Annotated in this window: 28 protein-coding genes, 1 pseudogene and 1 riboswitch; of the genes and pseudogenes, 12 read left to right on the top strand and 17 right to left on the bottom strand. The window is 59.3% G+C overall.

Annotated features, from left to right (window positions below; all coding sequences use genetic code 11):
* Nucleotides 1-8: 8 nt before the first annotated feature.
* The 4 genes from BMY54_RS13150 to BMY54_RS13165 form a co-directional block, all read right to left on the bottom strand.
* Complete coding sequence (locus BMY54_RS13150; protein WP_093433121.1) at nucleotides 9-374, bottom strand: DUF6124 family protein; 366 nt, start codon at nucleotides 372-374, stop codon at nucleotides 9-11.
* Nucleotides 375-851: 477 nt separating this feature from the next.
* Nucleotides 852-1,877, bottom strand: coding sequence for a GlxA family transcriptional regulator (locus BMY54_RS13155; protein ID WP_093433124.1), 1,026 nt, complete (start codon nucleotides 1,875-1,877; stop codon nucleotides 852-854).
* 109 nt (nucleotides 1,878-1,986) lie between these two features.
* Nucleotides 1,987-3,147, bottom strand: a complete 1,161-nt coding sequence (locus BMY54_RS13160; protein WP_093433127.1) for a radical SAM/SPASM domain-containing protein — start codon at nucleotides 3,145-3,147, stop codon at nucleotides 1,987-1,989.
* A 124-nt stretch (nucleotides 3,148-3,271) separates the two neighbouring features.
* Nucleotides 3,272-4,165: a LysR family transcriptional regulator gene (locus BMY54_RS13165; RefSeq protein WP_093433130.1), complete on the bottom strand. Its 894-nt coding sequence runs from the start codon at nucleotides 4,163-4,165 to the stop codon at nucleotides 3,272-3,274.
* A gap of 115 nt (nucleotides 4,166-4,280) precedes the next feature.
* On the opposite strand from BMY54_RS13165, the gene BMY54_RS13170 reads away from it, so the two are divergent.
* The 6 genes from BMY54_RS13170 (at nucleotide 4,281) to phnE (ending at nucleotide 8,851) form a co-directional block, all read left to right on the top strand.
* A complete protein-coding gene (locus BMY54_RS13170) occupies nucleotides 4,281-4,673 on the top strand; it encodes a RidA family protein (protein ID WP_093433133.1) in 393 nt (130 codons plus the stop codon).
* 89 nt (nucleotides 4,674-4,762) lie between these two features.
* Complete coding sequence (locus BMY54_RS13175; RefSeq protein WP_093433137.1) at nucleotides 4,763-5,482, top strand: SDR family NAD(P)-dependent oxidoreductase; 720 nt, start codon at nucleotides 4,763-4,765, stop codon at nucleotides 5,480-5,482.
* Between the two features lie 129 nt (nucleotides 5,483-5,611).
* A complete protein-coding gene (locus BMY54_RS13180; protein WP_093433140.1) occupies nucleotides 5,612-6,475 on the top strand; it encodes a putative selenate ABC transporter substrate-binding protein in 864 nt (287 codons plus the stop codon).
* Nucleotides 6,472-7,269 carry a phosphonate ABC transporter ATP-binding protein gene (locus tag BMY54_RS13185; RefSeq protein ID WP_093433142.1) on the top strand — a complete coding sequence of 266 codons (798 nt, stop codon included), beginning with the start codon at nucleotides 6,472-6,474 and terminating at the stop codon, nucleotides 7,267-7,269. Before BMY54_RS13180 ends, BMY54_RS13185 begins: the two co-directional genes overlap by 4 nt.
* Entirely contained in the window at nucleotides 7,263-8,087 is an 825-nt protein-coding gene (locus BMY54_RS13190; RefSeq protein ID WP_093433144.1) for a PhnE/PtxC family ABC transporter permease, read from the top strand. The genes BMY54_RS13185 and BMY54_RS13190 overlap by 7 nt, the downstream gene beginning before the upstream one ends.
* Nucleotides 8,084-8,851, top strand: a complete 768-nt coding sequence (gene phnE, locus BMY54_RS13195; protein WP_093433147.1) for a phosphonate ABC transporter, permease protein PhnE — start codon at nucleotides 8,084-8,086, stop codon at nucleotides 8,849-8,851. The genes BMY54_RS13190 and phnE overlap by 4 nt, the downstream gene beginning before the upstream one ends.
* A 51-nt stretch (nucleotides 8,852-8,902) precedes the next feature.
* Here phnE and BMY54_RS13200 read toward each other — a convergent pair whose 3' ends face one another.
* From BMY54_RS13200 to BMY54_RS31310, 3 genes are read right to left on the bottom strand one after another with little or no spacing between them, the layout of a single operon-like run.
* Nucleotides 8,903-9,313 (bottom strand): hypothetical protein, encoded by a 411-nt coding sequence (locus BMY54_RS13200; protein WP_007919113.1) that lies wholly within the window; start codon nucleotides 9,311-9,313, stop codon nucleotides 8,903-8,905.
* Nucleotides 9,314-9,317: 4 nt separating this feature from the next.
* Nucleotides 9,318-10,250: a hypothetical protein gene (locus BMY54_RS13205; RefSeq protein WP_093433150.1), complete on the bottom strand. Its 933-nt coding sequence runs from the start codon at nucleotides 10,248-10,250 to the stop codon at nucleotides 9,318-9,320.
* A gap of 16 nt (nucleotides 10,251-10,266) precedes the next feature.
* The gene (locus BMY54_RS31310) at nucleotides 10,267-10,539 is read right to left on the bottom strand and encodes a YkgJ family cysteine cluster protein (RefSeq protein WP_371914439.1); all 273 of its coding nucleotides are present in this window, start codon (nucleotides 10,537-10,539) and stop codon (nucleotides 10,267-10,269) included.
* A 331-nt stretch (nucleotides 10,540-10,870) separates the two neighbouring features.
* Between BMY54_RS31310 and BMY54_RS13215 the strand changes: the two genes are divergently transcribed.
* Nucleotides 10,871-12,550, top strand: coding sequence for an MFS transporter (locus BMY54_RS13215; protein WP_093433152.1), 1,680 nt, complete (start codon nucleotides 10,871-10,873; stop codon nucleotides 12,548-12,550).
* Between the two features lie 111 nt (nucleotides 12,551-12,661).
* Here BMY54_RS13215 and BMY54_RS13220 read toward each other — a convergent pair whose 3' ends face one another.
* Entirely contained in the window at nucleotides 12,662-13,018 is a 357-nt protein-coding gene (locus tag BMY54_RS13220; RefSeq protein WP_093433155.1) for a lysozyme inhibitor LprI family protein, read from the bottom strand.
* 153 nt (nucleotides 13,019-13,171) lie between these two features.
* On the opposite strand from BMY54_RS13220, the gene BMY54_RS13225 reads away from it, so the two are divergent.
* Nucleotides 13,172-13,390 carry a hypothetical protein gene (locus tag BMY54_RS13225; RefSeq protein WP_175559595.1) on the top strand — a complete coding sequence of 73 codons (219 nt, stop codon included), beginning with the start codon at nucleotides 13,172-13,174 and terminating at the stop codon, nucleotides 13,388-13,390.
* A 513-nt stretch (nucleotides 13,391-13,903) separates the two neighbouring features.
* Here BMY54_RS13225 and BMY54_RS13230 read toward each other — a convergent pair.
* The 6 genes and pseudogenes from BMY54_RS13230 to BMY54_RS13255 form a co-directional block, all read right to left on the bottom strand.
* Nucleotides 13,904-14,111, bottom strand: a pseudogene (locus BMY54_RS13230) (DUF1801 domain-containing protein); the annotation flags it as partial.
* Nucleotides 14,112-14,118: 7 nt separating this feature from the next.
* The gene (locus tag BMY54_RS13235) at nucleotides 14,119-16,146 is read right to left on the bottom strand and encodes an LTA synthase family protein (protein ID WP_093433157.1); all 2,028 of its coding nucleotides are present in this window, start codon (nucleotides 16,144-16,146) and stop codon (nucleotides 14,119-14,121) included.
* Nucleotides 16,147-16,167: 21 nt separating this feature from the next.
* Nucleotides 16,168-16,779, bottom strand: a complete 612-nt coding sequence (locus BMY54_RS13240; RefSeq protein WP_093433159.1) for a hypothetical protein — start codon at nucleotides 16,777-16,779, stop codon at nucleotides 16,168-16,170.
* A complete protein-coding gene (locus tag BMY54_RS13245; protein ID WP_093433161.1) occupies nucleotides 16,779-18,074 on the bottom strand; it encodes a sialidase family protein in 1,296 nt (431 codons plus the stop codon). Before BMY54_RS13245 ends, BMY54_RS13240 begins: the two co-directional genes overlap by 1 nt.
* Before the next feature lie 50 nt (nucleotides 18,075-18,124).
* Nucleotides 18,125-18,670 (bottom strand): cytochrome b/b6 domain-containing protein, encoded by a 546-nt coding sequence (locus BMY54_RS13250; RefSeq protein ID WP_093433164.1) that lies wholly within the window; start codon nucleotides 18,668-18,670, stop codon nucleotides 18,125-18,127.
* Entirely contained in the window at nucleotides 18,670-18,936 is a 267-nt protein-coding gene (locus tag BMY54_RS13255) for a PepSY domain-containing protein (RefSeq protein WP_093433166.1), read from the bottom strand. The genes BMY54_RS13250 and BMY54_RS13255 overlap by 1 nt, the downstream gene beginning before the upstream one ends.
* A 170-nt stretch (nucleotides 18,937-19,106) precedes the next feature.
* Between BMY54_RS13255 and BMY54_RS13260 the strand changes: the two genes are divergently transcribed.
* From BMY54_RS13260 to mntP, 3 genes are all read left to right on the top strand, one after another.
* Entirely contained in the window at nucleotides 19,107-19,769 is a 663-nt protein-coding gene (locus BMY54_RS13260; RefSeq protein ID WP_093433168.1) for a response regulator, read from the top strand.
* Nucleotides 19,766-21,139: an ATP-binding protein gene (locus tag BMY54_RS13265; protein WP_093433170.1), complete on the top strand. Its 1,374-nt coding sequence runs from the start codon at nucleotides 19,766-19,768 to the stop codon at nucleotides 21,137-21,139. Before BMY54_RS13260 ends, BMY54_RS13265 begins: the two co-directional genes overlap by 4 nt.
* Nucleotides 21,140-21,203: 64 nt before the next feature.
* Nucleotides 21,204-21,376, top strand: a riboswitch (yybP-ykoY riboswitch).
* Nucleotides 21,377-21,382: 6 nt separating this feature from the next.
* Nucleotides 21,383-21,946 (top strand): manganese efflux pump MntP, encoded by a 564-nt coding sequence (mntP, locus tag BMY54_RS13270; protein ID WP_093433172.1) that lies wholly within the window; start codon nucleotides 21,383-21,385, stop codon nucleotides 21,944-21,946.
* 1 nt (nucleotide 21,947) lies between these two features.
* On the opposite strand, the gene BMY54_RS13275 is transcribed toward mntP, so the two are convergent.
* The 3 genes from BMY54_RS13275 to BMY54_RS13285 all read right to left on the bottom strand — a co-directional run bounded on the left by BMY54_RS13275 (nucleotide 21,948) and on the right by BMY54_RS13285 (nucleotide 25,147).
* Nucleotides 21,948-22,664, bottom strand: a complete 717-nt coding sequence (locus BMY54_RS13275; RefSeq protein ID WP_093433589.1) for a DUF72 domain-containing protein — start codon at nucleotides 22,662-22,664, stop codon at nucleotides 21,948-21,950.
* A gap of 148 nt (nucleotides 22,665-22,812) precedes the next feature.
* Nucleotides 22,813-24,600, bottom strand: a complete 1,788-nt coding sequence (locus tag BMY54_RS13280) for a thiamine pyrophosphate-requiring protein (protein ID WP_093433174.1) — start codon at nucleotides 24,598-24,600, stop codon at nucleotides 22,813-22,815.
* 271 nt (nucleotides 24,601-24,871) lie between these two features.
* Entirely contained in the window at nucleotides 24,872-25,147 is a 276-nt protein-coding gene (locus BMY54_RS13285; RefSeq protein WP_093433177.1) for a DUF2798 domain-containing protein, read from the bottom strand.
* Nucleotides 25,148-25,271: 124 nt separating this feature from the next.
* Here BMY54_RS13285 and BMY54_RS13290 point away from each other — a divergent pair, with 124 nt between their 5' ends.
* Entirely contained in the window at nucleotides 25,272-26,183 is a 912-nt protein-coding gene (locus tag BMY54_RS13290) for a LysR family transcriptional regulator (protein ID WP_093433180.1), read from the top strand.
* Nucleotides 26,184-26,257 lie beyond the last annotated feature (74 nt).

Genomic DNA, 26,257 nt, shown 5'->3' on the forward strand with positions numbered 1-26,257 from the left:
CTCCGCGACTAGTGCGGCAAGCGCTGGTTGTCCAGAACTCGGCCGACCACCAGCTCGCTGAGCATGATCACCTGTTGCAGGATCAGCATCTTTTTGCGCTGTGAGGGTTCTATCGAATCGGCGAGTTCACGGGCCATGTCAGTGGCGGAGGACAAGGTTTCAGTGGCTTCGACGAGCAGGGTTTCGTTATCCACTGTGGGGTCGATGAGGTAGATCTTGCCGGTCTTGCGGGTGGGTACTGAGGTCTTCAGCGCTGAGGGGTTGAGATAGAAGTTGATCGCGCGGTCGGTGGCCTCTTTGATGTTTTGAGGTTCGAGTGCGGCGTCGTAGGGGATTGGATCGGTTTCTGGCGGGTTTGGCGTAATTTTGAACATAGATGACACTCGCTTAGCAAAAAATAAGGAGCCATCACTCACGCTACCAAACGAGGTGGTGACCATTGCGCAGGTTGGTAGACCGGTCTAAGCGAGTAAACCCCGGCGCTCCCGAAGGAGCCCCACGCATGGCCACCATAAAAAACCGAGCCCCGAAAAGAGACTGCATATAGCGGCGCATAACGCTTAGAAAACGGGCTACCAAACCCGATCACTGTTTTGCAGTGACAGGGAAACGATACAGCCCGCCTCAAGGCGCGTAAGCCGGCGGATTCTGGCGTACGCGTAGGCAACGGCGCAAGGTGTTGTAGCCGTTATGGCGTAACAGTGCGTGTAAGTTAAACGTGCGTGGGTGATAGCGTTTAAAAGCCCCTCACCCTAGCCCTCTCCCAGAGGGAGAGGGGACTGACCGGGGTGTTTGGGAGAGCTACGCCGACGTGGGATACCGAGGTGAATTCAGGTGGGTGACGGCTTGGGTTATTTGACCAGGCGTTTTTCTTTTGATGGGCGATAGCCGAAATATGAGCTGTAGCATTTGCTGAAATGACTCGGCGAGACGAAGCCGCACGCGACCAGCACTTCCACTTGTGAAAGCTCAGTGTGCTGCAACAACCGTCGCGCTTCGGTGATGCGCAATTCCAGGTAATAGCGCTGCGGCGTGGTGCCCAGTTGTTCCTTGAAAAGACGTTCCAACTGACGACGAGAACGGCCGGCATACACCGCCAGTTGCTCCAGCTCCAGCGGCTCTTCCAGATTGGCATCCATCAGCTTCACCACTTCACGCAACGGCGCACTGACGCAGATGTTCTCGTCTGGTTTGATGCGCCGGTAACGCGATTCCTCGAAGGCGAGGATGTCTTCGATCCCTTCGACCAGGGCTTTGCCGTGCAGGCTTTTGATCCAGTCGAGTGCCATGTGGAAAGCGCCGGACGGACTCGATGCAGTGAGCCGGTCGCGGTCGATCACGTAAGGCTCACTGCTGACATGGGTGGTTTTGGCGATTTCAGTCAGCGCCGGGCGATGTTCCGGGTGGATCGCGCAGCGATAGCCGTCGAGCAATCCGGCGCGGCCGAGGAACCACGAACCGTTCCACAACCCGGCGAGGCTGATGCCCCGCTCCGCTGCAACCTGAAGCAAATGAATAAACTCCTCACTCGCCCGCAACTCGGTGCGATACCCGCCACACACCACCAGCAGATCCAGTTGCGCCAGCGCGGCTGAATCCAGACGTGCGTCAGGGCGGATGACCAGCCCCAGATCACTGATGACTTCACCGTCACCCAAGCCAAACGTGCGCGACGAAAACAACCCCGGACGCAACAGGTTGGTAGTGACAACGGTGTCCAGCGCCTGGGTAAACGCCGGTAGCGAAAAGTGTTCCAGCAGCAGAAAACCGGTGCGGGTCATGCGCGGGTCATCCGCGCTTTGCTCATTCAGATAGCGGAGGTTTTTCCCCTTCATGCCTCCGCTGAATTGGCGTCGTTCGATCAAGTTCGGGTCCATCGGTCATGTTGTTGTGCGCCGATAGTTGGCTTGATCGGTCAAAGAGTCAATCACGCCGGTGAATGGCGAACAGTTTCAGTGGGGGGGTGTCCGCCAATCCATCTCTGACTCAAACAGCCGAGAAAACCCCGGCGCCTAAACGCCCCTCGAGACGCCCACACAGCACGTAGTGCTGATAGCCGCTGGAGAACGATCCCTGGGAAATCGCGATCCTGACATCGTCATTCAATCGAAGGTACTGGGCTTCATCAAAGTTTTCTGCGCTGACTTCACCCGCACGCCCGAGACGCTCGCTGTCCACCGTGAGACCTTGGCTGGCGAAGTGCTCGAAATCGATGATGCGATTCACCGCGTGCCGCTCCAGCACACCCTGATTGGGATGCATCGAGTAGATATGCAGGCCTTTATTGGCGCAGCGGTCGCACATGTCGACACAGTTTTTCTGCGTCGATTTACGCCGCGTCAGCTCTTCAAGCGGCATGTCGAGGTACTTGCCAACCTGATACTCGGTCTGATTGAAGATCGTGCAGCAAAGCACCGTGTTGCCATTGCAGTCGATGACCAGCCAGTCATCCTTGAGCGTGCACGCCATCTTGGGAAATTGCTGGATGACGTTGACGAGATCGTCGTACGGCGGCAATGCGAGGCGTTTCAGGGTGTCAATGTCCGTAGCCGTGACAGACGGGTCACGCTCGACAATGGCCAGTGTCTTCTCCAGCGGCATCATCACCGAATACCCGGTGGTGAAGATGAAGCCAAGACGCTCACTGAACGCGCGCATCAGTGATTCTTCTTCGATGTTATCCAGGTAGCGGTGATAGTAAACATCCACACGGGTTCTCAGACCCAGGCGCTGTTTGATCTCCTGCAGGGCGATCATGTTTTGTTTTACAACTTCGATATCGCCGCCGACATGGCCCTTTTCGTAGGTCTCCTGGTAAAAACCCGAGAGCGAAATACGGAAGTAACTCGGCTCGGCCATCAGGGCCTTTTCCATATTCTTGGCGAGATTAAGGTTGGTGCTGATACCGCTGCCCATGCCGGCAGCATTAATGATCTCGATAAATTCGCCAATTTTTGGATGAATCAGCGGCTCGGTCCAGTTATAGAGGTAGATGGTGTCGACGCCCTCTGTCTTGGCCTTATCGACAATCTGCTTGAACATGTCGAGCTGCATGGCTTTTTTGAAATTGAGATTTTCCGAGTTGCCCATTGGGCAAGACGGGCAGCTCAGATTGCACGCACCGACGATATCGATGTACATATTCATGCGGGTGAAGCTCCTAGAATTGAAAGCCATGCATCTCATCACTACGGGCTTTCAAGTCGCCTGATTGTGTTGGTATTTTGACGGCACTGGCACAGCAGCTAGCAATAACTGCACCACAATGCTTCTACGCCATTAACTCAACGACCCAATCGATGAACACGCGCAATTTCAGGCTGACATGCCGGTTCGGCGGATAAGCAATGTAGAGCGGCATCGGCGCGAGTTTCCAGTCTTCGAACAGCGGCACCAGCTCGCCACGCGCTTGATGGGCGGCAGACATGTATTTGGGTAACCACAGCACGCCCATGCCCGCCAGACCTGCCGCGAGATAAGCGTTGCCGTCATCGACTGCCAATACGTGCCGTCCCTTGATTTGCAGGTTTTCAGTGGCGTTGTGCAAGGCATATGGCACCGGTTTGCCGGTGCGTGCCCAGAGAAAACCGACCACGCGATGGTGGCTGTCTTCCAGGTCTCTCGGGTGCGCGGGGATGCCCGCGCGCGCCAGGTATTGCGGTGCGGCAAACACCCCCAACTGCAGATCGGCGACCTTGCGTGCCATCAGCGACAGGTCCATGAGTTCGCCGCCGCGCACCACGCAATCGACGTTCTCATCAATGATGTCGACGATACGGTCACTGACGCCCATGTCGATCTGGATATCCGGATAGCGCGCGTGAAACTCAGGCAGGGCCGGCACCAGAATCAACCGTGCGAGCGGACTCGGGACGTCCACTCGCAGCCGGCCCGAAGGTGATGCCGCCGCGCCTGGCAGGCTGGTTTCGGCATCATCGAGGTCGGCGAGCAAGCGGATCACGCGTTGGTAATACGCCGCGCCATCGGCGGTGACATTGACCTTGCGCGTGGTGCGATTGAGCAACTTGACCCGCAGGCGCGCCTCCAGTTGCTGAACCAGTTGGGTCACGGTGGTCTTGCTCATGTGCAAGGTTTCCGCCGCTTTGGTGAAACTCCCCGCCTCGACCACTCGGGCGAAGGCCTGCATTGCGTCAAAACGGTCCAAGGTGTGCCCTCGATTGTTTGGATTTCACAAACAGTGAACGCCAAGCTTGCGCGTTTATCGCTGGCCTGCAAATACCTACAGTGGCTCCATCAACTCAAATGAAGGAGACACTCCCATGACTCAGCGCGATGTTGTTTTTCCATCCGCACGCCGCACGCTTTACGAACGCCACCGTTACTCGCCAGCCATTCGCTCCAACGGTTTTCTGTTTATCTCGGGACAGGTCGGCAGCACCGAGGACGGCACGCCAGAGCCAGACCTGAAAAACCAGGTGCGTCAGGCGTTCACTAACCTCAATGCAATCCTTGCAGAGGCCGGTGCCAGCTTCGATGACGTGGTGGATGTCACCGTATTCATCGTTGATCCCCAGTCGAAATTCGAGACGATCTGGGATGTGGTGCTGACCGAGTTCTGGGGCGAGGCGCCGCATCCGACGGTGACGGCGGTTGGTGTGACCTGGCTGTATGGGTTTGATTTCGAGATCAAGGTGATTGCCAGGTTGCCGTAAATATCCGGACACATCCATTCGTTTGCCATTTCAGAGGTCGTCTGTTTGCATGCTGCCCCACATCAGCATTCAGATCAGGGAGAGGATCGATGAACATTTTGGTGGTGGGTGCCAGTAAAGGCTTGGGCCGAGCTTTTATCGAAGGTTTGGGTAACGCGGGAGACACACTGATTGGTGTGTCCCGCACGCGTCCCGAAGGTTTGGTGTGCGAGGCAGAGCATCCAGTACGCTGGGTGGAAACCGATCTGATGAACCCGGCCAAAGCCGCGCACGCCATCGAGCATGCGGTCGTCGACGATGGGCTGGATACGCTGATCTACAACCTCGGCATCTGGGAAGAGTCGGCTTTCGATCCAGCCTATGACTTTCTCGACAGTCCGGACGACGAATTGCAAGCCATCGTCAGTTGCAACATCAGCGCAACAATCCTGTTGATCAAACGCCTGCTTCCCCTTCTGCTGAAAAGCCCCCATCCCAGAATCATCCTCACCGGATCAACCTCGGGCCTGCCACAAAGCGGGCGTCCGGAAGTCGCCTTCGGCGCCTCCAAATTCGCCCTGCGCGGGATTGCCGATACGCTGCGCGAAGGCTACCGGCAGCAGCGTCTGGCGGTGACTTGCCTGAATCTGGGGTATCTCAACACCGAGGATCGGCTGAGCACGCTGCGAGATCTGGCTGCGCAGCGTGGCGAGGGTCAGCTGATTCCAGTTCACGATGTCGTTCAGGTGGTGCGCATGATTCTGAGTCTGTCTTCGGCCAGCTACGTCAAGGAACTCACCCTGCCGGCAATCCTCGACGAACGCTTTTGACCGTTCCTGCCCTGATGGCGCTGGCCTTTACGCGTGCGAATACGTATAACCTCGCCGATTCGTCTACCCTCACGTTGCGCCCTGGTTCAGCACTTCACACTTTTTGACGCTCACGAAACGGAGAATTCCATGCTCAAACGAACACTGGCACTGACCGCCGGCCTGGCCCTGTCCTTTTCTACTTTGGTGGTGCAAGCCGCTGACGTTTTGCGCGTCAGCGCGATTCCCGATGAAGCCCCGACCGAGTTGCTGCGCAAGTTCGAACCACTGGGTGCTTATCTGGAGCAGCAACTGGGCATGAAGGTGCAGTTCGTGCCGGTGGCCGACTACCCGGCAGTGGTTGAAGCACTCGCGACCGATCGCCTCGACATGGCCTGGCTCGGCGGTTTCACGTTCGTGCAGGCACGTTTGAAAACCGACGCAACGACGCCAGTGATCCCGTTGGTACAACGCGAACAGGATGCGCAGTTCACCAGCAAATTCATCACCGCTGACCCCAATGTGCATAGCCTCGCCGACTTGAAGGGCAAGACCTTCGCTTTCGGTTCGGTGTCGTCGACTTCCGGCAGCCTGATGCCGCGTTACTTCATGCTGAAAAACGACAACATCAAGCCTGAGGGCTATTTCAGCCGTGTCGCCTACTCCGGCGCCCACGACGCCACCGTGGCCTGGGTGCAGGCTGGCAAGGTTGACGCCGGTGTGCTGAACGCCAGTGTCTGGCAGAAACTGGTCGACGCCGGCAAGGTCGACACCAACAAGGTCAAAGTCTTCGCTACCACCCCGACCTACTTCGATTACAACTGGACTGTGCGCGGCACCCTCGACCCAGCACTGGCCGCGAAGATCAAAAAAGCCTTCCTTGATCTGAACCCGGCCAACCCTGAGCAGAAGAAGATTCTTGATCTGCAGGCCGCCAGCCGCTTCATCGAGACTAAACCCGAGAACTACAAGGGCATCGAGGAAGCCGCCCGCGCCGCCGAACTACTGAAATGACCCTACGCCTCAAACAAGGCAACCTGCGCCACGCCAATGGAGTCGACGCCCTGCGCGGTGTCGACTTGCAGATTGGCGTCGGCGAACAGGTGGCCATCATTGGCCCGTCCGGGGCCGGAAAATCGAGTTTGCTCAACCTGCTGGCCACCGCACTGCGGCCCAGCAGTGGCGAGATTGAAGTGCTGGGCGAACGCGCCTGGCACTTGTCCGCCCGCCTGCGTCAGCGTCTGCGCGCGCGGATCGGCCTGGTGCATCAGGCGCCGCCACTGCCACCGCGTCAGCGCGTGGTGACGGCGGTGCTGGCCGGCAAGCTCGGCCAATGGAGTCTGGGTAAAAGTCTTTTGAACCTGTTGCATCCGCTGGATGTGGCCGGTGCACGCGCGGCGTTGGCGCGACTGGACCTGGGCGACAAATTATTCGCGCATTGCCAGCAATTATCTGGCGGCCAGTTGCAACGCGTCGGCATCGCCCGCGTGTTATATCAGGCGCCGGAAATCCTCTTGGCCGACGAACCGGTGTCAGCCATGGACCCGGTCATGGCCGGGCACACGCTGTCGATCCTCTCGCGACATGCCCGCGAACGTAACGTCACGCTGGTGGCGAGCCTGCATGCGGTGGATCTGGCGCTGTCGCACTTCCCGCGAATCATCGGTCTGCGCGACGGGCAGATTCTGTTCGACAGCGCCTCCGCTCAAGTCAGCCCCGAGATGCTCGACGCGCTGTACGCCAACGAAAAGCTGCAATCGCCGACCGCTGCGTTGGCGCCTTTGACTGTGCAGATTCCACGATGCTGAAAGCCGATTCACGCGATCCCGCTGCATGGCCACGTCTGCTGCTGACGTTGCTGGCGATAGCTTTGCTGTGGCCGGGCATTCAGCTCAGCGAGCTGAATCTGGGCGTATTGCTCCCCGACAGCCAGAATGAAATGGGCCGTTTTGTCGCGCAGTTCTGGCCACCGGCGCACGACGAAGCGTTTCTGCAGTTACTGCTCAAAGCCACCCTGCAAACTCTGGCCATCGCCACCGCCGGCATGGCTCTGGCGCTGGTGTTGGCGATACCGGCGGGCCTGGTCGCCAGTCGTGCGCTGTCGCTGTCTGCCGCGTCACGCGGTGGCGTGCCGAGCCGACTGGGGCGTCTGTTGCGCTGGCCGGTGCGCGGACTGTTGATTTTCCTGCGCAGCGTGCCGGAAATTGTCTGGGCGCTGCTGTTTGTGCGCGCCGTAGGGTTGGGGCCGGCGGCCGGTGTGCTGGCCATCGCCATCACCTACAGCGGCATGCTCGGCAAAGTCTATGCGGAGATTTTTGAATCGACCGATCAGCGTCCGGCGCACGCACTGTTGCAGGCTGGCAGCGGGCGTCTGGCGGCGTTTGCTTACGGCACGTTGCCCAACGTCGGGTCCGAACTGCTCTCGTACACGGTCTATCGCTGGGAATGCGCGATCCGCGCGTCAGTGGTGATGGGGTTTGTCGGCGCCGGCGGCCTGGGTCAGCAGATCGACCTGTCGATCCGCATGTTCGCCGGCGGTGAAGTCGCCAGTATTCTGCTGTGCTTCCTGGTGCTGGTATTGGCCGCCGACCAACTCAGTCGCCTGCTGCGCTGGAGGCTGACATGAACCGGCTGATCAACTTGCTGCTGATCGCCGGAATCGCGCTGGCTGTCATCGCGTCTTTCGCTTATCTGGGACTGGATCTGGGCGAGGTGGGCAGCGCCACCAGCCTCAAGCAGATGGGCGCGTATGTGCAGCGTTTTCTCAGCCCGGACTTGAGTGCGGACTACCTGAAAGCCATCTTGCATGGTTCGATGGAAACTCTGGCGATGTCGGCCCTCGGCACCCTGCTCGCCGCTGTGTTCGGCATCATTCTCGCCCTGCCCGCCGCCGGGCGTTTCGGCTGGCCGCTGCAAAGTGCCTCGCGCTTGCTGCTCAATGCCTTGCGGGCGATACCGGAACTGGTCTGGGCGGCATTGATGGTGCTCGCCGCCGGCCTCGGCCCGAACGCCGGCACCCTCGCCCTCGCCCTACACACCACCGGGGTGCTCGGTCGCTTGTTCGCCGAAGCCTTGGAAAACACGCCACCGCAACCGGCCGAAGCCATTCGCTTGCAGGGCGGCAACCCGATTCTGGCCTTCTGCTACGGCACCCTGCCGAACCTTGCGCCGCAACTGCTCGCCTACGTTCTGTACCGCTGGGAAAACAACATCCGCATGGCCAGCGTGCTGGGTTTTGTCGGCGCTGGCGGATTGGGGCAGATGCTCTATGTGAGCCTCAGCCTGTTTCAGGAAGCGCAAGCCAGCACGGTGATTCTGGCGATGCTGGTGCTGGTGTTTGTGGTCGACTGGTTGAGTGCGTGGAGCCGGCAACGCGGGGTGAATGCGTGAGTATCAGTGGTAACCGGCGCCTCATTCGGCGCCGGCCCGACGAGACTTTAGTCAGATCTCGATGGTTTTCACCTCGGGGTTATACATTGCCCCGATAATTTCCCGTGCGCCTGCCAATGGAGATTCTTTGGTGATACTGACAATTGCGCCAATCGACGAACTGATCAACTCACTGTTGCCGCTGGCAATACCTTTGTCCAACGCCTCAAAGAATCCGCTGATGGTCGTGGCCCTCTCCTTGAACATCCCCGAGAGATACTGCTCCAGCACTTTGCGTTGACCTTCGATTCTGGCCAACTGCGTTTCTTTATAGGCGTTGATTTCCGTTCGTTTGGTTTCTTCAACCTCGGAAATTTTCTTGTACTCGGACCAAGCCGACACGAGCATTTTAAAAGACTCGCCGGCGGTATCAGCCGGATTGACGGGGAGCTTTCCTACCAGGCCTGCAATTTCATTTTTCATGGTCTCAGTCCAGGGTCAGAATGCCGGTAAGTGTGCGTTTAATGTCTTTAGTTGCGCCGCCGTCATCGGCAATGATCGCGACATCCAGGACCTTCTTGAGCCCCACTCCCAAAGCCAGCATTTGTTCGAATGCGACGGGGTCATTATCGTTATCGACTTTGACCTGCTCGAAACGTACGACTAACTCATTGATGGTGTTGGTGATTTCCTTGGCATTGGAGCGAACGCCTTTGAGTGTGGTCTTGACCACCTCCATATTGGCAATTGCCGTGGCAACCTCCGCTTCATACTGGTGTGCCTTGGTCAGTGCTTCTTCCGCTTTGCTGGCCATCATGAAACCGCCGATGGCCAGCGCCGGGCCCAGCACAATCCCACCCAACGCCAACATACCGCCAGCCATGCCAAAACCGCCTGCACTGAGTGCCCCACCGCCAAGCCAGGCCAGCGTGGCATTGGTGGCCGCGACGCCTGAAAGTCCGGAAATGGCAGCTCCGGTGGAGGCGCTCGCCAGCGCACCGACCGAACCGTAGGCACCGATCGCGGCCAACGCGCCCCCGCCGATACCGGAAGCAAGACCCTTTTCAATTTCCAAAGAGTTGAGTACGAGCTTTTCGTAATCCTTGAGCTCTTCGATCGTCAGGTCTTCGTTAAACCCTTTCAGCGTGCTTTTGGCGTTCTTTTGTTTCTTGATCGCTTCGACCAGATATTTGATCTGGTGGGTGAACGTGTGAACCTTCAATTCACCCAGCGCTTCCAGCTCGCCTTGAGTCTCCTTGCGAGACTTGTCGAGGCTTTTGGAAGCCTTGTTGTATTGGGCTTCGGCCTCTTCGCCAATCTCCTTGGCTTTATCGAAGTTGCCCGATGCCTGAACCCCCTTCACGACGCCTGTAGCCGCCAGTGCAGCTGCTGCACCCCACAAAATAAACGGTAATGGCATTTCAGATCCCTCTCGATTAATTAGCGACAACAATCAAATTCTGCTGCTGCATTTCCTTACAAGCGTGAGCGTTCGCAGCGTAGTAATCCTCAAGGCGCATCGTCCCCGCCAGTCGCTGATCGTAAAAATCATCAATCCGGCAGATCAGCGGCCTCTTATCGTAAATACGGCACAGATAAGTGCTTACTTCGAAATTGACGCACACGCCATCTCCCCTGTTCAAAGAGGCATAGAGGGGTGATTTATCAAGATTTCTGCAGCACAGACCGCACTTAGTGCAAGGAAACATGATGACTTTTGAGTAGCGATCCTTTGCTCATCCTTCACATCCTGTGTTCGTCATTGGCACATGGCCGGGGAGAAGTGAGGAGAAAGATAGCTCAGTGCCATCACGACGTCTATCTTCACCGCAAACATCTCAGCCGCCTCGATCATAGAGACTGGCGAGTGGATATCTGCCAGAAGCTGATTATGCTCAAAGAAACCTTGCAAACGTGCGAGGCGGTCAGACTGTGCAGGTTTCACGCGAGAGCAATGGCGGCATTTGCCACAAGGCCAGAGTACGACAAGCAACAACGGGGGACTCCGGCCTACAACAATAAGCACGACGGAGAACACCCATGGCCACAACCTACACAACGTCCACCGGCAGTCCACCGCGCAGCGGCGGCATCACCAAGGAAGAGCGCAAGGTCATCTTCGCTTCGTCCCTTGGCACGGTTTTCGAGTGGTACGACTTTTATCTCTACGGTTCACTGGCGGCGATCATCGCCAAGCATTTCTTTGCCGGTGTCAACGAAACCACCGCGTTTATCTTCGCCCTGCTCGCCTTCGCCGCCGGGTTTGCCGTGCGGCCGTTCGGGGCGATTGTGTTTGGCCGGCTCGGCGACATGATCGGGCGCAAACACACGTTTCTCATCACCATCGTGATCATGGGCGTGTCGACCGCGATAGTCGGTCTGTTGCCCGGCTACGCGACCATCGGCGTCGCCGCACCGGTCATTCTGATCACCCTGCGCTTGCTGCAAGGCCTGGCGCTCGGCGGCGAGTATGGCGGCGCCGCGACCTACGTGGCCGAGCACGCGCCACGCAACAGACGCGGCTTCTTCACCTCGTGGATTCAAACCACCGCGACCCTCGGCCTGTTTCTGTCGCTGCTGGTGATCCTCGCCTGCCGCACGGCGCTGGGCACTGAAGCCTTCGAAGCCTGGGGCTGGCGGATTCCGTTTCTGTTGTCGATCCTGCTGCTGATCGTTTCGGTGTACATCCGCCTGCAACTGAGCGAGTCGCCGGTGTTCCAGAAAATGAAGGCCGAAGGCAAGGCGTCGAAAGCGCCGCTGACCGAATCCTTCGCGCGCTGGGACAACCTCAAAGTGGTGATCATGTCGCTGCTTGGCGGCACGGCCGGGCAAGCGGTGGTCTGGTACACCGGGCAGTTCTACGCGTTGTTCTTCCTGCTGCAAACGCTGAAGATCGACCCGCAAACCGCCAACCTGTTGATCGCCGGTTCGCTGCTGATCGGCACGCCGTTCTTCGTGATTTTCGGCAGCCTCTCCGACCGCATCGGGCGCAAGCCGATCATCATGGTCGGGTGCATGCTGGCGGCGCTGACGTACTTCCCGATCTTCCACGCGCTAACCCAGTACGGTAACCCTGATGTGTTTATCGCCCAGGAGAAGAACCCGGTCAAAGTGATCGCCAACCCGGATCAGTGCTCGTTCCAGTTCGACCCGGTGGGGAAGGCCAAATTCACCAGTTCCTGCGACCTGGCGAAGACCCTGCTGGCAAAACGGGCGATCCCGTATGAGAACGTGATTGCCGAGCCGGGCACCGTCGCACAAGTGCGCATCGGCGATAAAGTCGTCGAGAGTTTCGAAGGCAGCGCCCTGCCGGCCGCCGACTTCAAGACCCGCAACGATGCGTTCACCGCGACTCTCGGCACCGCGCTCAAGGAAGCCGGTTATCCGGAGAAAGCCGACCCGGCGAAAACCAACTACCCAATGGTGTTGCTCCTGCTGACCGTGCTGGTGATCTACGTGACCATGGTTTACGGCCCTATTGCCGCGTGGCTGGTCGAGCTGTTCCCGACCCGCATCCGCTATACCTCGATGTCGCTGCCGTATCACATCGGTAACGGCTGGTTTGGTGGCTTCCTGCCGACGGTGGCGTTTGCCATGGTCGCCGCGACCGGGGATATCTATTACGGCTTGTGGTATCCGATCGTGATTGCGGTGATGACAGCGATACTGGGCACGTTCTTCCTGCCGGAAACCAAGGATCGCGACATTCTCAAGGACTGACGCTGATTACCGTGCAGGAGCTGCCGAAGGCTGCGATCTTTTGATCTTTTTTTGAATATCAAGATCAATAGATCGCAGCCTGCGGCAGCTCTTACAAGGGAGTCAGCGAGTTCAGAATGGCCCCTGAGTGACCACACGGGTGTCGATGATCTGCTGTAGAACCTGAATACGCTGCTTGTAGATATCCGTCAGGCATTTCACATCAGCCGCGCATTGGCTACGCTTTTTCAGCCAGGTGTGCTGCTCCCCGATCAAAGCGTCACGCCCGCCCATGGGCAGAAAACGCCGGTCGAGCTTGTAGAGCAGCGCCATGCTCACGTCCATATCGTTAAGCGCGCGATGGGCACACACCGCTTTTTCGTCGGCGGCCTTGGCGCGCTCGCAGTCGAAACTGGCGGCGTGGCTGGCCCCGCCGATCATCAAAACAGACACACCGAGCACAGCTGCAAAGAGGCTTTTCGGGGACATGGCGTCAGGTATCCGGACAGTCGTGGATTGAATCGGTTTGGGCCATCGTGTGGCGTATAAGTTCTGCGCACCGCTCATCCCGGCGTCTCGCAAAAATATCGAACGCCCACCGCAACGTCACCTCCAATGTTTACATCACTGGAGGTCAGCACCATGATTAGCGATGACAGCAAAACCCCGAACGCCCCGCCCACCGACACCTCCGGCGAACCGGTGAATGTGGTCGAGCGCGATCTTGAAGACCGGGACGACGACCCCGAAGCCGTGGACGAGGTGATCACGCCTTCATCCACCCGCGTGAAGGAACAGGACGCCGAGACGCTACAGCGCAAGATCGATGAGATAGAGCGCAAAGTGGCCGATGGTAATTAGTGGTTTGCAGGCGATCGCAACAGTCTGCGGGATCTACCCCCTCACCCCAGCCCTCTCCCCCAAGGGGGCGAGGGGGAAAGGGAGCCGATTTGTGTGCTTTTCACGATCTGAGTTCGACGCGCAATTGCACATCGGTAACTTGCATGAACACCCCGGTCAGGTCCCCCACCGTCCGGGAGAGGAGGAAAGGGGCCGGTTTTTGTGCTCTTCAAATCTTGCGTTCAACTCGGTATTTCAAGTCGGTGTAACTTGCATGAACACCCCGGTCAGTCCCCCCACCATCCGGGAGAGGGGGAACGGGGCCGATTTTTGTGCTCTTCAAATCTTGCGTTCAACTCGGTATTTCAAGTCGGCGTAACTTGCATGATCACCCCAGTCAGTTCCCCCACCGTCCGGGAGAGGGGGAAAGGGGCCGATTTTTGTGCTCTTCAAATCTTGCGTTCAACTCGGTATTTCAAGTCGGCGTAACTTGCATGAACACCCCGGTCAGTCCCCTCTCCCCCTGGGAGAGGGCTAGGGTGAGGGCCTCTTCGCCATATTGAGTTTCACGGCCGCCCGAATCAGCGCAATCAACGCTTTCTCATCAATCCGGTCACCCTCGTGGAAATCAATCGCCCGTCGCGTATTGCCCTCCAGACTGGCATTGAACAACCCCGCCGGATCATCAGTGACGCACCCTTGGCAAAGGTATTTCCACCGCAGCCTTGTACGTCTCGCCAGTTCAGCGCTCAACGCACATTGCGATACAGCATCAACCGCGCACTTTCATGCAACCCCCGCGTCAGTTCCAGCAAGCGCTGAAACTCCTGCGGGTGTTGCTCGGCGACGTTGTCCCGCGGCGTGGCTGAGCGCAGGTCATGCAAGGTCGGCGCGCTGCCGTCGTGTTGCATTTGCAGCAGATGATGCTGGGTCACGCCGCCGATCAACGGGAACGTACCTTCGCGCAACACCAGCGGCACCACGCGCTCGCCTTCCGGCGCCGGCTGCTGAATGTCGCGGCCCATCGCGCCGTTGCTGAACGGGATACCGGCCATGCCCGCCACGGTCGGCAGCAGGTCCACTAGCCCCACCGCTTCATCGATCACCTTGGGTTTAAGCAAGCCCGGCGCATGAATCAGCATGGGCACATGGTTGCTTTCCAGCCCCAGTTGTTCGAAGGCCGGTGGCATGTGCGGGATCTGGCTGATGCGGGTGTTGTGGTCGCCGAAGAACACGAAAATCGTGTTGTCGTAATAGCCGCCGGCCTTGGCCAGTTCCATCAGCTTGCCAATGTTGAAGTCCAGCAGGCGCACGGCATTGTATTGCTCGACGCTGCGTGAACCGGCGGCTTGCACCTGCTCCAGCGACAGATTACTGATCTGGAAGCCGTCGTTGTCTTTGGGAATGGTGAACGGCCGATGGTTACCCGACGTTTGCACGTAGGCGAAAAACGCTCGGTCCTTGGGCAAGTCACGCAGGATGCGGTCGCTTTCCTTGAACAAGTCCAGATCGGAAATCCCCCAGACATCCACCAGCGGCGAACGCCAGTCGCTCTCCTGATACAGCTTCACGCCCTCGATACTTTGCTGGATCAGCGCATTGATGTTCGCCCATCCGGCATTGCCACCGATCATGTAGAGCTTCTGATAATCGCTGAAGGCGTTGATCAGCGTGTGCTGGCGGGTGATCAGCGGATGCCGGGTGGCAGTCTCCTGACGGGTAACGTCCGGCACCCCGGTGATGCTGGCCCACACGGTTTTCGCAGTACCGGTGACAGGCACGTAGAAGTGGCGGAAAAACCAGCTCTCGGTCGCCAGTCGATCAAGATTCGGCGTCGGGTTCAGCGGGTTGCCATAGGCGCCCACCGCGCTGGTGCCCAACGATTCGAGCATGACGAACATCACGTTCGGCGTTCCGGCGACACGATAGGGTTGCACCGTTTGTTGCCGCTCGAACTTCAGCGTCTGCGCATCCGGTTGCGCCACGCCCAGATAGCGCGCAATCACCGGGTAATGCTCGCGCACCTGCGCTTCATCGAACTGCGCCTGTCCAGCCTTGAGCGTGTCGTAGAGGAACAGCACCGGGTTCAGGCCTACGGCGGCAATCTGCGCATTGCCGGAGAAAAACGCATCGCTCCAACGCAACGGCACCGGGTTTTCCAGGTTGAGATTTTCCACGCGACCGAGCAACGCCAACAGCACAGCCACCAGGCCCACGCTGCTGGCAAATATCAACGAGGTACGGCGGATGGCCCGAGGTTCACGAGCCAGCGTCGCGCGTTCCAGGCGCAGAAATCCGTAGAACCACAGCAACAGCACCGCCAGCCAACCAAGGGCGATCGACATTACCGGATAGGTTTCCCAGACCATTTGCTGCGAGATCTGCGCATCTTCCAGATAACGCAGCACCGTGGCGTTGATGCGCACGCCGAGGTAGGCGTAATGGCCGAAATCGATGATGTAAACCAGACCAACTACGCCCAGCGCCAGCAACCAATAGACCCGCGCCACACGGCGCAGCAACGGCACTCGCGTGAGGTTCCAGCGCGGCAGCCAGGCCAATATCGCCAGCGGCAACATCAGCAACACGGCAAGGCGCAGATCGAAGCGCAAGCCGATGCCGAGGGTTTCACGCAGTTGCGGGTTATCGGCGAACGCGCTGACATCGACACCGGAAAAGCCCAGCACAAACCCCAGCCGCAGAAGGGCCAAGAGTAAAAACGTCAAACCTGCCGCCCCTACGCCGTAGCGCAGGCGCCGCGATTGCAACCACCCCATCGTTGACCTCAGTGTCGTGATTCAGTTTGAAGATGTCGGCACGGCCAAGACCGGCCGCAACAGGCGCCAGACTTCGCGGATGCAAAACGCAGCGCCGGCGACCAGGCAGTAACCGACCAGCAGCGGATCGATCAGATAATCCCAATAGTTTTCTGAGGCTTTGAGGCGCAGCGCGAAGGCCAGCGTGCCAAGCGCCAGCATCGCTACGCCCAATCCGTTGCGCAGCCACAACAGCGCCAGTGTGATCAGCCCGATCAGCACAATCATCGGTCGCGGGTTGAAGCCCCAGCGGTACGGATCGACATAGGTCAGGCCCATCGTCGCCGGGTACAGGATCAGTGCCATAAGACCAAACAGCACCAGCACCTGGACCCGTTTGAGCGTGGGCAACGGCTGAACCACGCCCAGGCGCAGCAGGCTGAACCAGGACAGCAACACCAGCGTGGTGATCGCCAGATCGTCGGTAAAGCTGCGCACATAGGCCGCCAGCGGCAGCTCGCTGACCGGGACAAAACTGGCCAATGCCAACAACGGCAGCAGCCACGGCCGCCAGCGCCGGGCCAGGCCAAGCGCACTGAGCAAAACAAAACCGAGCAGGATGAAACTGAAATGGGCTTGCCAGGGAAACATCATCACAGGCGCTCCGCCAGCCACGCATCGTTGAAGCTGACATGTTTGATAAAGGTGTTATTCCACGAATACACCAGGTGATAGAGACCGTCCGAACCCCGGCTGAAATACGGGTATTCGTACTCGAAATCACAGCCGCGTGGCTTGCACACGCGGTAATCGAGATTGCTCAGAAAGCGTTGCTCCAATGGCAAGCGGCGCGCGCCACTGGAGGCCCGGAAGCCTTCGCCAATGATCGCTTTGTAGGCTTCGGGGGCGAACGGCTGGCCGAGCGGATCGGGCGATTGATCCAGATCGATGACGGCGCGCCAATCGTTGAGGTTGGCATCGGTGCCGTACAGGCTGAGTTTGAAACGGCCGTCCTGCAAATCGTTGAGCGCCACCAGCAAGCCGTCGTCAGCCGTGCCCACCGCCGCCAGCGACGAGTTGGGGTTGGCCGGTTCCAACGGATACGGTTCGCTCCAGGTCTGACCGGCGTCATTGGTGCGACTGGCGAGCACGCGATGATGGGTCTCGCCGGCATAGCGCAACATCGCCACGGCGCGGTGGCCGTCCAGCGGCACGATGGTCGGTTGCAACGAGTGCTTGCCACGGCTGATGCGGAATTTATCGATCACCGCGCCGTCCGCGCTCAGATACAGGTATTCGGCAAACTTGCCCATGAATTCGTGATACACCGGCAAACCTATCGAGCCGTCGGCATGGAACACCGGCGCGGCGCGCACCAACGTGCTGATGTTGAAAAACGGCGAGGTGACTAACTGTCGAGGCGTCGACCAGTTGCGCCCGAAGTCCTCGGACACCATCACGTTGATCGCACTGGTCGCCCAACCGCCAACGGACACCGAGACATAGAACATCCACAAACGCTGGTCCGGCGCGAGGGCGATCACCGGGTTACCGAGTTTGCGGATGTAACGGCGCGTGCCGTCGCGGGTGGATTCACGGGTCGCCAACACGTGTTCGGCGCCCCACTCCGCCGTCTTCGCGTCGAACCGCGCCGTGCGGATCTGCACGTCGGCAGCGCCTTCGCGCGAGCCGGCAAACCACACCGCCATCAGGTCGCCGCCGGGCAGCGCGGTGACCGACGACGAATGAACAAAATCGTCCAGTTGCGAGGAGACGAAACGGCTGCTGTACATCGGCTCGGAAGGTGGCTGCGCGGCATCAACTGGCGCAGTCGAGAGCGCGAATGGCGCCAGCACGTGGGTCGGATGACTGCGCCACGCCGTCAGAAAGATCAGGCACACAGCGAGGCTGCCGAGGGTAAATGTCAAGCGAAAGGACAACGCACGCATAGGAGACTCGCGGCAAGGACAAGAGGGTTAACAATGGGCAGACATCCTTGTCAGCGCGTCGAATCATCCGGCAATCGGCGACGGCGTCCTGTGAGCATCGACAACGGCAAGTTGTCGCGAACCTGAAAACTTTCAAACACAGCAGCCGCGATGTGGACGCAGACCAAAATCAGCAAACCATCGGCAGCGCGTTCGTGTACGAGCAGCGGCCAATCGGCGCCCCACAAAGCGTCGACCTCCTCCATCGCCCAACCACTGAGGCCGATGGTCAGCAATGCCAGCAACATCAGGATCATCACCAGCGCGCCAATCGGCGAGTGGCCGAAGCGATGCTCGGGCCGCCCGGCCAGCAACGACCGTGCATGGCCGAGCAAACGCGATGGCGTTGGCCAGAAGTCCGTCCAGCGTGCACTGCGCGGCCCGACGAATCCCCACACCATCCGCACCGACATCCAGCTCATGGCGTAATAGCCGAGCCAGACATGCCAGTCATCACCGGCCTCATTGAAGAAGTAATTGGCGACGAAGACGCCCGCGATCGACAGATGAAACAGCCGTACCACGGGATCCCACAGGCGCAGGGATGCGTCCGGCATCAGCCCTTGATCTCGGTCTTGACCGCTTTACCGCTGACCGGGTCGTGGTAGATCTCGACCTTGCGTTTGTCCTTGTCGAAGCCGTAGATCTCGTAGCAGTTGCCGTCGGTGACCTTGAACTTGCTGATCTCGTAGCCCTGGGCTTTCAGCTGTTCCTGAAAGGCGTTCTGGTCTTGCCATTGCGAGCGCTCGGCGGTGGTGCATTGCGGGCCGGCGACGGCCAACGGGCTGGCGATGATCAAAGACAACAGCAGCAGTTTGCGCATGGAATCACTCTCGCGGGATGAGGAAGGCCTCACTGTGCAAAAGCAACCTTAGCGAAAGCTTAGTTGGCAACGAGTCGTTACATCTTTCCCGTCGGATAGCCTGCCACGGCGCGATGTGTGGCGGCATCATGCCGCCCATCCAACACCCTATTGTTCACAGAGAACCGCCCATGCGCCTGCTTCTGGTCGAAGATGATCGTGCCCTCGGACAAGGCATTCGCGTTGCCCTGAGCAGCGAAGGCTACACCCTCGACTGGCTGCAGGACGGTGTCAGTGCCTTGCATGCGCTGCGCAGTGAAAGCTTCGATCTGCTGCTGCTCGACCTTGGCCTGCCCCGCCTCGATGGCCTGACCTTGCTCCAGCAATTGCGCGGCGAGCAGCAGGATTTGCCGGTGCTGATCCTCACCGCGCGCGATGGCACCGCCGAACGCATCGCCGGCCTCGACGCCGGTGCCGACGACTACCTGATCAAACCGTTCGATGTCGATGAGTTGAAGGCGCGCATCCGCGCCTTGCTGCGGCGCAGTCAGGGCCGTGCGCAACCGGTGCTGGAACATGCCGGCGTGTGCCTTGATCCGGTCAGTCAACAAGTCACCTGGCACGGCAACGAGGTGGTGGTGACGCCGATGGAATATCAACTGCTGCATCAACTGCTGGCCCGGCCTGGCAAAGTCGTCACCCGCGAGCGTCTTTCGGGGGTGCTGTATGGCTGGCAGGAACGGGTCGAGAGCAACACCCTCGAAGTGCTGATCCACAACCTGCGCAAAAAACTCTCGACCGAGTTGATCCGCACCGTGCGCGGCGTCGGTTACGTGGTGGCGGGCAAAGCATGATCTCGATACGTGCGCGGATTCTGGTACCGGTGCTGATCCTGGTGTTGATGGGCGATGTGCTGATCAGTTGGCTGGTATTGCGCGACAGCCATCATGAAATCGAAGAGGTCTACGACGCACAACTGGCGCAGAGCGCACGCCTGCTTCAGGGTGTGCTGGCGCAACGCGCCCCAGGCGATAACGACTGGCAGCGGCTGCATCAGGCCTTCGATGAAGCGATGAGCCGGGTCGGCGATGGCGAGGCAGCACATCCCTACGAAACCCGTCTGACCTTTCAGGTCTGGCGCAGCGACGGGCAATTGCTGATGCGCTCGGCCGAAGCACCGGAACTTACTGCGCCGCCGACCACCCTCGGTTCTCATGATCTGATGGAAAACGGCCGCGACTGGTGCGCCTTTCTGCTCAAGGACGCGCAGCAAGGGTTGTTGATCTGGGTGGGTGAACGCGATGACATTCGGCAGGATCTGATCGAGCGTATTGTTGGCCACACGTTGTGGCCGAGCGTGATCGGCGTACCAGTGCTGACGGTTCTGATCTGGCTGACGATTGGCTGGGGGCTGCAACCGTTGCGAGCCATGGCGCAGACCATTCGCGGGCGCAACACCGACAGCCTCAAGCCGCTGAACCTCAGGCCCCTGCCCCACGACCTTGAACCGATGCAAACCGCGCTCAATCGCCTGCTGCAGCAGATCGACAATCTGCTCGCCCGCGAACGCCGCTTTATCGCCGATGCCGCCCATGAATTGCGCACGCCGCTGGCGATCCTGCGCATCCATGCGCAAAACGCGCAGCTTGCCAGTACCGCGCAACAACGCGAAGAAGCGCTGGAGTTTCTGGTCAGCGCCGTAGACCGCGCGACCCGTATTGCCAGCCAGTTGCTGACCATGGCGCGCATCGAGCCGCGCCTGGCCAACCCGCAAAATAGTCCGGTGGAACTCACCGCGCTGGTGCGCGAAGAACTCGCTGAACTGGCGCCACTGGCCTGGGAAAAGGACGTCGAACTGATTCTCGACAGCGATCATCACTGCCCGGTCGAAACCGACCCTGTGGCGCTGGCCATCGCCCTGCAGAATCTGGTCACCAACGCCTTGAACTTCGCGCCGCCGGGCAGCGAAGTGCGCGTGCAGGTCCAGCCGCAGGCATCCGGCGCGGTGTACATCAGTGTCGAGGACGCTGGTCCCGGCATCGACGAAGCCGACTACGCGCGTCTGTTTGAGCGTTTCTACAGCCACGGCCACGCCAATGGCGCCGGATTGGGCCTGGCGATTGTGCAGATGATCGTCAGCAAGGTCGGCAGCACCTTGCAGCTGTACAACCTGCCGCAGGGGGGCTTGTGTGCTGAATTGCGCATCAACGAGAAACCCGCGTGACGTGCTGCACCTGACGTCAGGCGCAATGGTTTTGACGAAATTTTCATATCGACCTGTTAAGATCCGCAGCCTCGTTGGGGAGTAGCCTGTTTCCGAGCCTTTCGGAAGCGTTCGTATCAACATTCTCGGCAACATGCCGTGGTGCGAACACCTTTTGGTTGGTGAGACCGACGACACAGCCATGCCTAAAGTCGGGCGTGTGGTTGTGTCGTTGACTCATAGCCCGACTGGAAGTGTGCCCCCGTGAATCCTGTTTCCCTCATTTTCCTCGCTCTGGCCATGTCCACGGATGCGTTCGCCGCCGCCATCGGCAAAGGCTCCAGCCTGCACAAACCACGCCTCACCGAAGCCCTGCGCACCGGTTTGATCTTCGGCGTGATCGAAGCCATCACGCCCATCATCGGCTGGTTGATCGGTCAGGCAGCCACTCGCTGGGTGGCTGAATGGGACCACTGGATCGCCTTCACCCTGCTGCTGGTTCTCGGCCTGCACATGATCTACAACGGTCTGAAACACGAAGAAGAAGAGGAAGAAAAACCCGGTTCGCACTCCTTCCTGATTCTCGCCGTTACTGCGTTTGCCACCAGCATCGATGCCCTCGCGGTCGGCGTCGGCCTGGCGTTTGTCGACGTGAACATCTGGGTCGCGGCAGCGGCGATCGGTCTGGCGACCATGACCATGGTGACTATTGGCGTGATGCTCGGCCGAGTGCTCGGTGCTGTGGTTGGCAAGCGTGCGGAAATCGTCGGGGGCGTGGTGCTGATGATTGTCGGTGCGACGATTCTGTATGAGCACCTGTCGGCCTGATTCAAGCGGAGGTCAGCGTCGCCAGCGCCAGGGCATTGCCCAGCGCCGCGCCGCTGGCGGTATTGTCGAAAATGCACCAGGTCGTGGCACCTGCAGCGGTCGCTGACAGCAAGGCGTGTGCGAGGTGTTGCAGATAAGGTGAATCGTAGGCGCTGTGGTAAATGCGCGGTGAGCCGTGCAGGCGCCAATACTGGGTTCCCGTCCAACCGGCTGGCGAAATATCACGGCGGATGCGCGAAGGATCGACTGCTGCTTGGGCGATCCGGTGAGTCATTAATATCGACTCAGCGCTGACCCACGATTCATGCCTTGGCTCGAGCACCACTGCGCCGGAAAACCGTTCGCGCAATGTCGTGAAAAAGGTTTCGGCGCTGGCGGCGTCAAACGCCAGCGAAGGTGGTAACTGCACCAGCAAGCAGCCCAAGCGTTCGCCCAGACCGCCGCATTCAGCCAGAAACCTGTCCAGCGCCGCCTCGCAACCTGCCAGGCGTAACTCATGGGTGATGTGTTTGGGCGTTTTCACCGAAAACCGGAAGGCCTCCGGTACGCCATCGGCCCAACGCTCATAGGTTTGCCGGCGATGCGGACGGTAGAACGAGCTGTTGATTTCCACGCCGTTGAGTCGCGTGGCGTAGCGCTGCAAATGCGTGCCCTCCAGGGGAAATACCGGCCAGTGTTCGCGCCCCAGACTCCAGCCGGCACAACCGATGAAAATCAAAAGCACACCTCCGGGTTTCTCCTGCCTGATCGTTCCTACGCTCTGCGTGGGAATGCCTCAAGGGACGCTCCGCGTCCAGTGACGCGGAGCGTCACGGGCTGCATTACCACGCCGAGCGTGGGAACGATCAAACCTGTGCGTTTACCGGTTATTTTTTCCCGGGTAACACCGCGCCGAGCACCTGTTTGGCGGTTTGCACGATCACCCCGGCTTCATCCGGATCGCCCTTGAGCAATGTCGTGGCGAATTTCTTCGCCTGCTCAAGCTTGATGTGCGGCGGCAAGGGCGGCACGTTCGGGTCGGTCTTGAACTCGATCACCACCGGCACTTCCGAGGCCAGTGCCTTTTCCCACGCAGCGGCGACGTCTTCTTCGCGATCGACAAAGATGCCTTTCAGGCCAATGGAAATGGCGAACAAGTGGTAAGGCACGTCCGGGATACTTTGCGACGCTTCGAACTTCGGATCGCCCTCCATCACCCGCTGCTCCCACGTGACCTGATTGAGATCCTCGTTGTTGAACACCGCGCAGATCCATTTCGGACTCGCCCACTGCCGCCAGTATTTGGCGACGGTGATCAGTTCGGCCATGTTGTTCATCTGCATTGCGCCGTCACCCACCAGCGCGATCACCGGACGTTCGGGATAGGCGAATTTGGCGGCAATCGCGTAGGGCACAGCGGCGCCCATGGACGCCAGACCACCGGACAACGAGCACTGCATGCCACGGCGTATTTTCAGGTCGCGGGCGTACCAGTTGGCGCAGGAGCCGGAGTCGCTGGTGATGATTGCAGCATCGGGCAGGCGCGGCGACAGCTCATACACCACCCGTTGCGGGTTGACCGGGTCGGCTTTGGCCATCGCACGTCTTTCGAGGGTTTTCTCCCAACTGCTGCGCCAACCTTCGATTTTCTTGCGCCACTTGTTGGAGGTTTTCTGTTCGAGCAGTGGCAATAACGCGGCGAGCGTTTCCGCCGAGTCGCCGACCAGATTGACCTCCATCGGATAACGCAGGCTGAGCATGTCCGGCTGCAAATCGATCTGCACGCCGCGCGCTTGGCCTTCCTTGGGCAGAAATTCCGAATACGGAAAACCCGAGCCGATCATCAGCAAAGTGTCGCATTCGCTCATCAGTTTGTAGCTCGGTTCGGTGCCGAGCAGGCCGATGCTGCCGGTGACCCAAGGCAGATCGTCGGGCAACACGGCTTTGCCCAGAAGCGCCTTGGCGACGCCGGCACCGAGTTTTTCCGCCACGGCGATGACTTGATCGGTCGCCTGCAATGCCCCGGCGCCAACCAGAATGGCGACCTTCTCGCCCGCATTCAAAACCTCGGCGGCACGCTGCAGATCCTCGTCATAAGGCAGTACTTTGGGTTTCGTGTAACCCACGCCGGAATGCGCGGTGCCATGGGCGCGAGCCGGTGCTTCGTATTTCAGCTCCTGCAAATCGTTGGGCAGGATCAGCGCGGTTACCCGCCGTTCGCCCACGGCCGTGCGCACTGCGCGATCAAGCAAATGCCGCACCTGCGAAGGCGCCGACGCCTGCTGCACAAATGCCCCGGCGACATCCTTGAACATCGACACCAGATCCAGCTCTTGCTGATAGTGGCTGCCCAATGCCGTGCGTGCCTGTTGACCGACGATGGCGAGCACCGGCATGTGGTCCATGCGCGCGTCATAGAGGCCGGTGATCAGGTGCGAGGCGCCCGGGCCGGACGTGGCGATGCACACACCCAGCTCGCCGGTGAACTTGGCATGCGCCGAGGCCATGAACGCGGCCATTTCTTCATGCCGCGCCTGAACGAATTCGATTTTGCCCTTGGCCCGACTCAGCGCGCCGAACACGCCGTTGATGCCGTCGCCCGGATAACCAAAAATTCGCGTAACACCCCATTCACTGAGCCGCTCAACCAGAAAATCTCCCACTGTCATCGTCATCTCGATCCTCGTCTTTCTCCGCTGCATGGAGCTGCCCCGACAGCACATCCGCCGGGAGGTGTAAGGGTCTGGACAGTTGGGTTGTTGGCGAAGTTTCGATTGGTTTCCTCAGGCCAATCCTTGTTTGTTTTTCTGAGTTCCCCACAAGACCTGTCGATCGGTGGTGAGTCCATTCGCGAGCAGGCTCGCTCCCACTGGGAATTGAGTTGCAAATGTGGGAGCGAGCCTGCTCACGAAGTTGGTAGAACAGCCACTGATGACGCGGAGGCTTTCAACGATGCGGATGCACCGTGAACGCCACCAGTTTGATCACGATCGGCCGCAGGACCAGGATGCACAGGAACGCCACCGGCATCGCCAGCTTATAGGCGTGCAAGGCATTACTAAGGTAGTTGTTATCAATGCCCGAATTGGCAGCGGTGATCACCAACGACATCAGGAACGCCATGATCGTCGCCATGTACAGCGCAAACACATAAGGCGTAGCACGTGGCGACAGTTTGCGACGGCTGATGATCAGGGCTTCAGAGCTTGTCGGTTGATTCATATGGCTTTTCCATCCATTGACAGGGAGCCCGCACGTTAACAAAGCCTTTCTGCTGCAACTAGACGGTTAATCGCAGGTACTTTATAAAGCAGAACTTACGAATCAACCCTCAACGGGACGATGAATGAACCTGCTGACGGCGATTGCCTGTTTTATCAAAGTGGTCGAAGCCGGCTCGATTGTCGGCGCCGCCAAGACCCTGGGCGTGAGCGCGGCGGCGGTGAGCCAGACGCTCAATCGGCTGGAAGCGCACCTTGGCGTGCGTCTGTTGCAACGTACCACGCGCAGCATGGCGCTCACCGAAAACGGCGCGGTGTACTACGAGAAAGTCCGCCGGATTGCCGCGGATCTGGAATCGGCACAAAGCTCGATCAGCAGCGATGAAACCCATTTGCAGGGTCGGCTGAGTATCGCCTCGACATCGGCGTTCGGCCGCCACGTACTGGCGTCGCTGATTGCCGGTTTCGGCGCACTGCACCCGCGCCTGCTCATCGAACTCTCCACCACCAACGGCAAGATCAACCACATCCAGGACGGTATCGACCTGAGCCTGCGGATCAAACCGCAACTGGAGGACGGCATCGTCGCGCGCAAGATCGTTTCGCTGCCCTTCATCATGTGCGCCGCGCCAGCTTATCTGCAGCGTGCCGGGTGGCCGCAATCGCCGGATGATTTGCAAAACCATGCCTGCCTGGCCTTTCGTTATCCCCTGGACGGGCGTTTTCTGCGCTGGAGTTTTATCCGCGACGGGCAGCGTTTCGACGCCCCTGTCAACGCCACCGCCATCAGTGATGACATTGATGCACTGGCGCAAATGGCGGTTCACGGTGCAGGGATCACGCGACTGGCGGAGTTTGTTGCAGCGCCTTTCCTGGCGACCGGGCAACTGGTGCCGCTGTTTGAACACAGCGTCGTCCAGCCAATGGACATCTATGCCTGCGTGCAAGAACGCGCGGCGATGACGCCGAAGGTCAAAGCCTTTCTGGATTATCTGACAGCGCATCTGGCCACGCGCTGGCCTATGGAAAATGTTTAAGATTCTGGGTTCAAAGAGGCTCGCTGAAGCGCGCGAAATCGGGCAAAGTCCACCTCGCCCAATCGGCCTATCAC

The sequence above is a fragment of the Pseudomonas sp. ok266 genome (assembly GCF_900110195.1).
GTDB lineage: Bacteria > Pseudomonadota > Gammaproteobacteria > Pseudomonadales > Pseudomonadaceae > Aquipseudomonas > Aquipseudomonas neuropathica.

Excerpts from the sequence above, each read along its gene's own strand:
- BMY54_RS13240 (WP_093433159.1), bottom strand. The coding sequence starts at position 16,779 with ATGATGTTTCCCTGGCAAGCCCATTTCAGTTTCATCCTGCTCGGTTTT.
- BMY54_RS13280 (WP_093433174.1), bottom strand. The coding sequence starts at position 24,600 with ATGACGATGACAGTGGGAGATTTTCTGGTTGAGCGGCTCAGTGAATGG.
- BMY54_RS13250 (WP_093433164.1), bottom strand. The coding sequence starts at position 18,670 with ATGCCGGACGCATCCCTGCGCCTGTGGGATCCCGTGGTACGGCTGTTT.
- BMY54_RS13170 (WP_093433133.1), top strand. The coding sequence starts at position 4,281 with ATGACTCAGCGCGATGTTGTTTTTCCATCCGCACGCCGCACGCTTTAC.
- BMY54_RS31310 (WP_371914439.1), bottom strand. The coding sequence starts at position 10,539 with ATGTTTCCTTGCACTAAGTGCGGTCTGTGCTGCAGAAATCTTGATAAA.
- BMY54_RS13235 (WP_093433157.1), bottom strand. The coding sequence starts at position 16,146 with ATGGGGTGGTTGCAATCGCGGCGCCTGCGCTACGGCGTAGGGGCGGCA.
- BMY54_RS13205 (WP_093433150.1), bottom strand. The coding sequence starts at position 10,250 with ATGCCATTACCGTTTATTTTGTGGGGTGCAGCAGCTGCACTGGCGGCT.
- BMY54_RS13260 (WP_093433168.1), top strand. The coding sequence starts at position 19,107 with ATGCGCCTGCTTCTGGTCGAAGATGATCGTGCCCTCGGACAAGGCATT.
- BMY54_RS13290 (WP_093433180.1), top strand. The coding sequence starts at position 25,272 with ATGAACCTGCTGACGGCGATTGCCTGTTTTATCAAAGTGGTCGAAGCC.
- BMY54_RS13225 (WP_175559595.1), top strand. The coding sequence starts at position 13,172 with ATGATTAGCGATGACAGCAAAACCCCGAACGCCCCGCCCACCGACACC.
- BMY54_RS13220 (WP_093433155.1), bottom strand. The coding sequence starts at position 13,018 with ATGTCCCCGAAAAGCCTCTTTGCAGCTGTGCTCGGTGTGTCTGTTTTG.
- BMY54_RS13265 (WP_093433170.1), top strand. The coding sequence starts at position 19,766 with ATGATCTCGATACGTGCGCGGATTCTGGTACCGGTGCTGATCCTGGTG.
- BMY54_RS13255 (WP_093433166.1), bottom strand. The coding sequence starts at position 18,936 with ATGCGCAAACTGCTGCTGTTGTCTTTGATCATCGCCAGCCCGTTGGCC.
- BMY54_RS13180 (WP_093433140.1), top strand. The coding sequence starts at position 5,612 with ATGCTCAAACGAACACTGGCACTGACCGCCGGCCTGGCCCTGTCCTTT.
- BMY54_RS13215 (WP_093433152.1), top strand. The coding sequence starts at position 10,871 with ATGGCCACAACCTACACAACGTCCACCGGCAGTCCACCGCGCAGCGGC.
- BMY54_RS13175 (WP_093433137.1), top strand. The coding sequence starts at position 4,763 with ATGAACATTTTGGTGGTGGGTGCCAGTAAAGGCTTGGGCCGAGCTTTT.
- BMY54_RS13285 (WP_093433177.1), bottom strand. The coding sequence starts at position 25,147 with ATGAATCAACCGACAAGCTCTGAAGCCCTGATCATCAGCCGTCGCAAA.
- BMY54_RS13155 (WP_093433124.1), bottom strand. The coding sequence starts at position 1,877 with ATGGACCCGAACTTGATCGAACGACGCCAATTCAGCGGAGGCATGAAG.
- BMY54_RS13160 (WP_093433127.1), bottom strand. The coding sequence starts at position 3,147 with ATGAATATGTACATCGATATCGTCGGTGCGTGCAATCTGAGCTGCCCG.
- BMY54_RS13190 (WP_093433144.1), top strand. The coding sequence starts at position 7,263 with ATGCTGAAAGCCGATTCACGCGATCCCGCTGCATGGCCACGTCTGCTG.
- BMY54_RS13150 (WP_093433121.1), bottom strand. The coding sequence starts at position 374 with ATGTTCAAAATTACGCCAAACCCGCCAGAAACCGATCCAATCCCCTAC.
- BMY54_RS13200 (WP_007919113.1), bottom strand. The coding sequence starts at position 9,313 with ATGAAAAATGAAATTGCAGGCCTGGTAGGAAAGCTCCCCGTCAATCCG.
- BMY54_RS13245 (WP_093433161.1), bottom strand. The coding sequence starts at position 18,074 with ATGCGTGCGTTGTCCTTTCGCTTGACATTTACCCTCGGCAGCCTCGCT.
- BMY54_RS13185 (WP_093433142.1), top strand. The coding sequence starts at position 6,472 with ATGACCCTACGCCTCAAACAAGGCAACCTGCGCCACGCCAATGGAGTC.
- phnE (WP_093433147.1), top strand. The coding sequence starts at position 8,084 with ATGAACCGGCTGATCAACTTGCTGCTGATCGCCGGAATCGCGCTGGCT.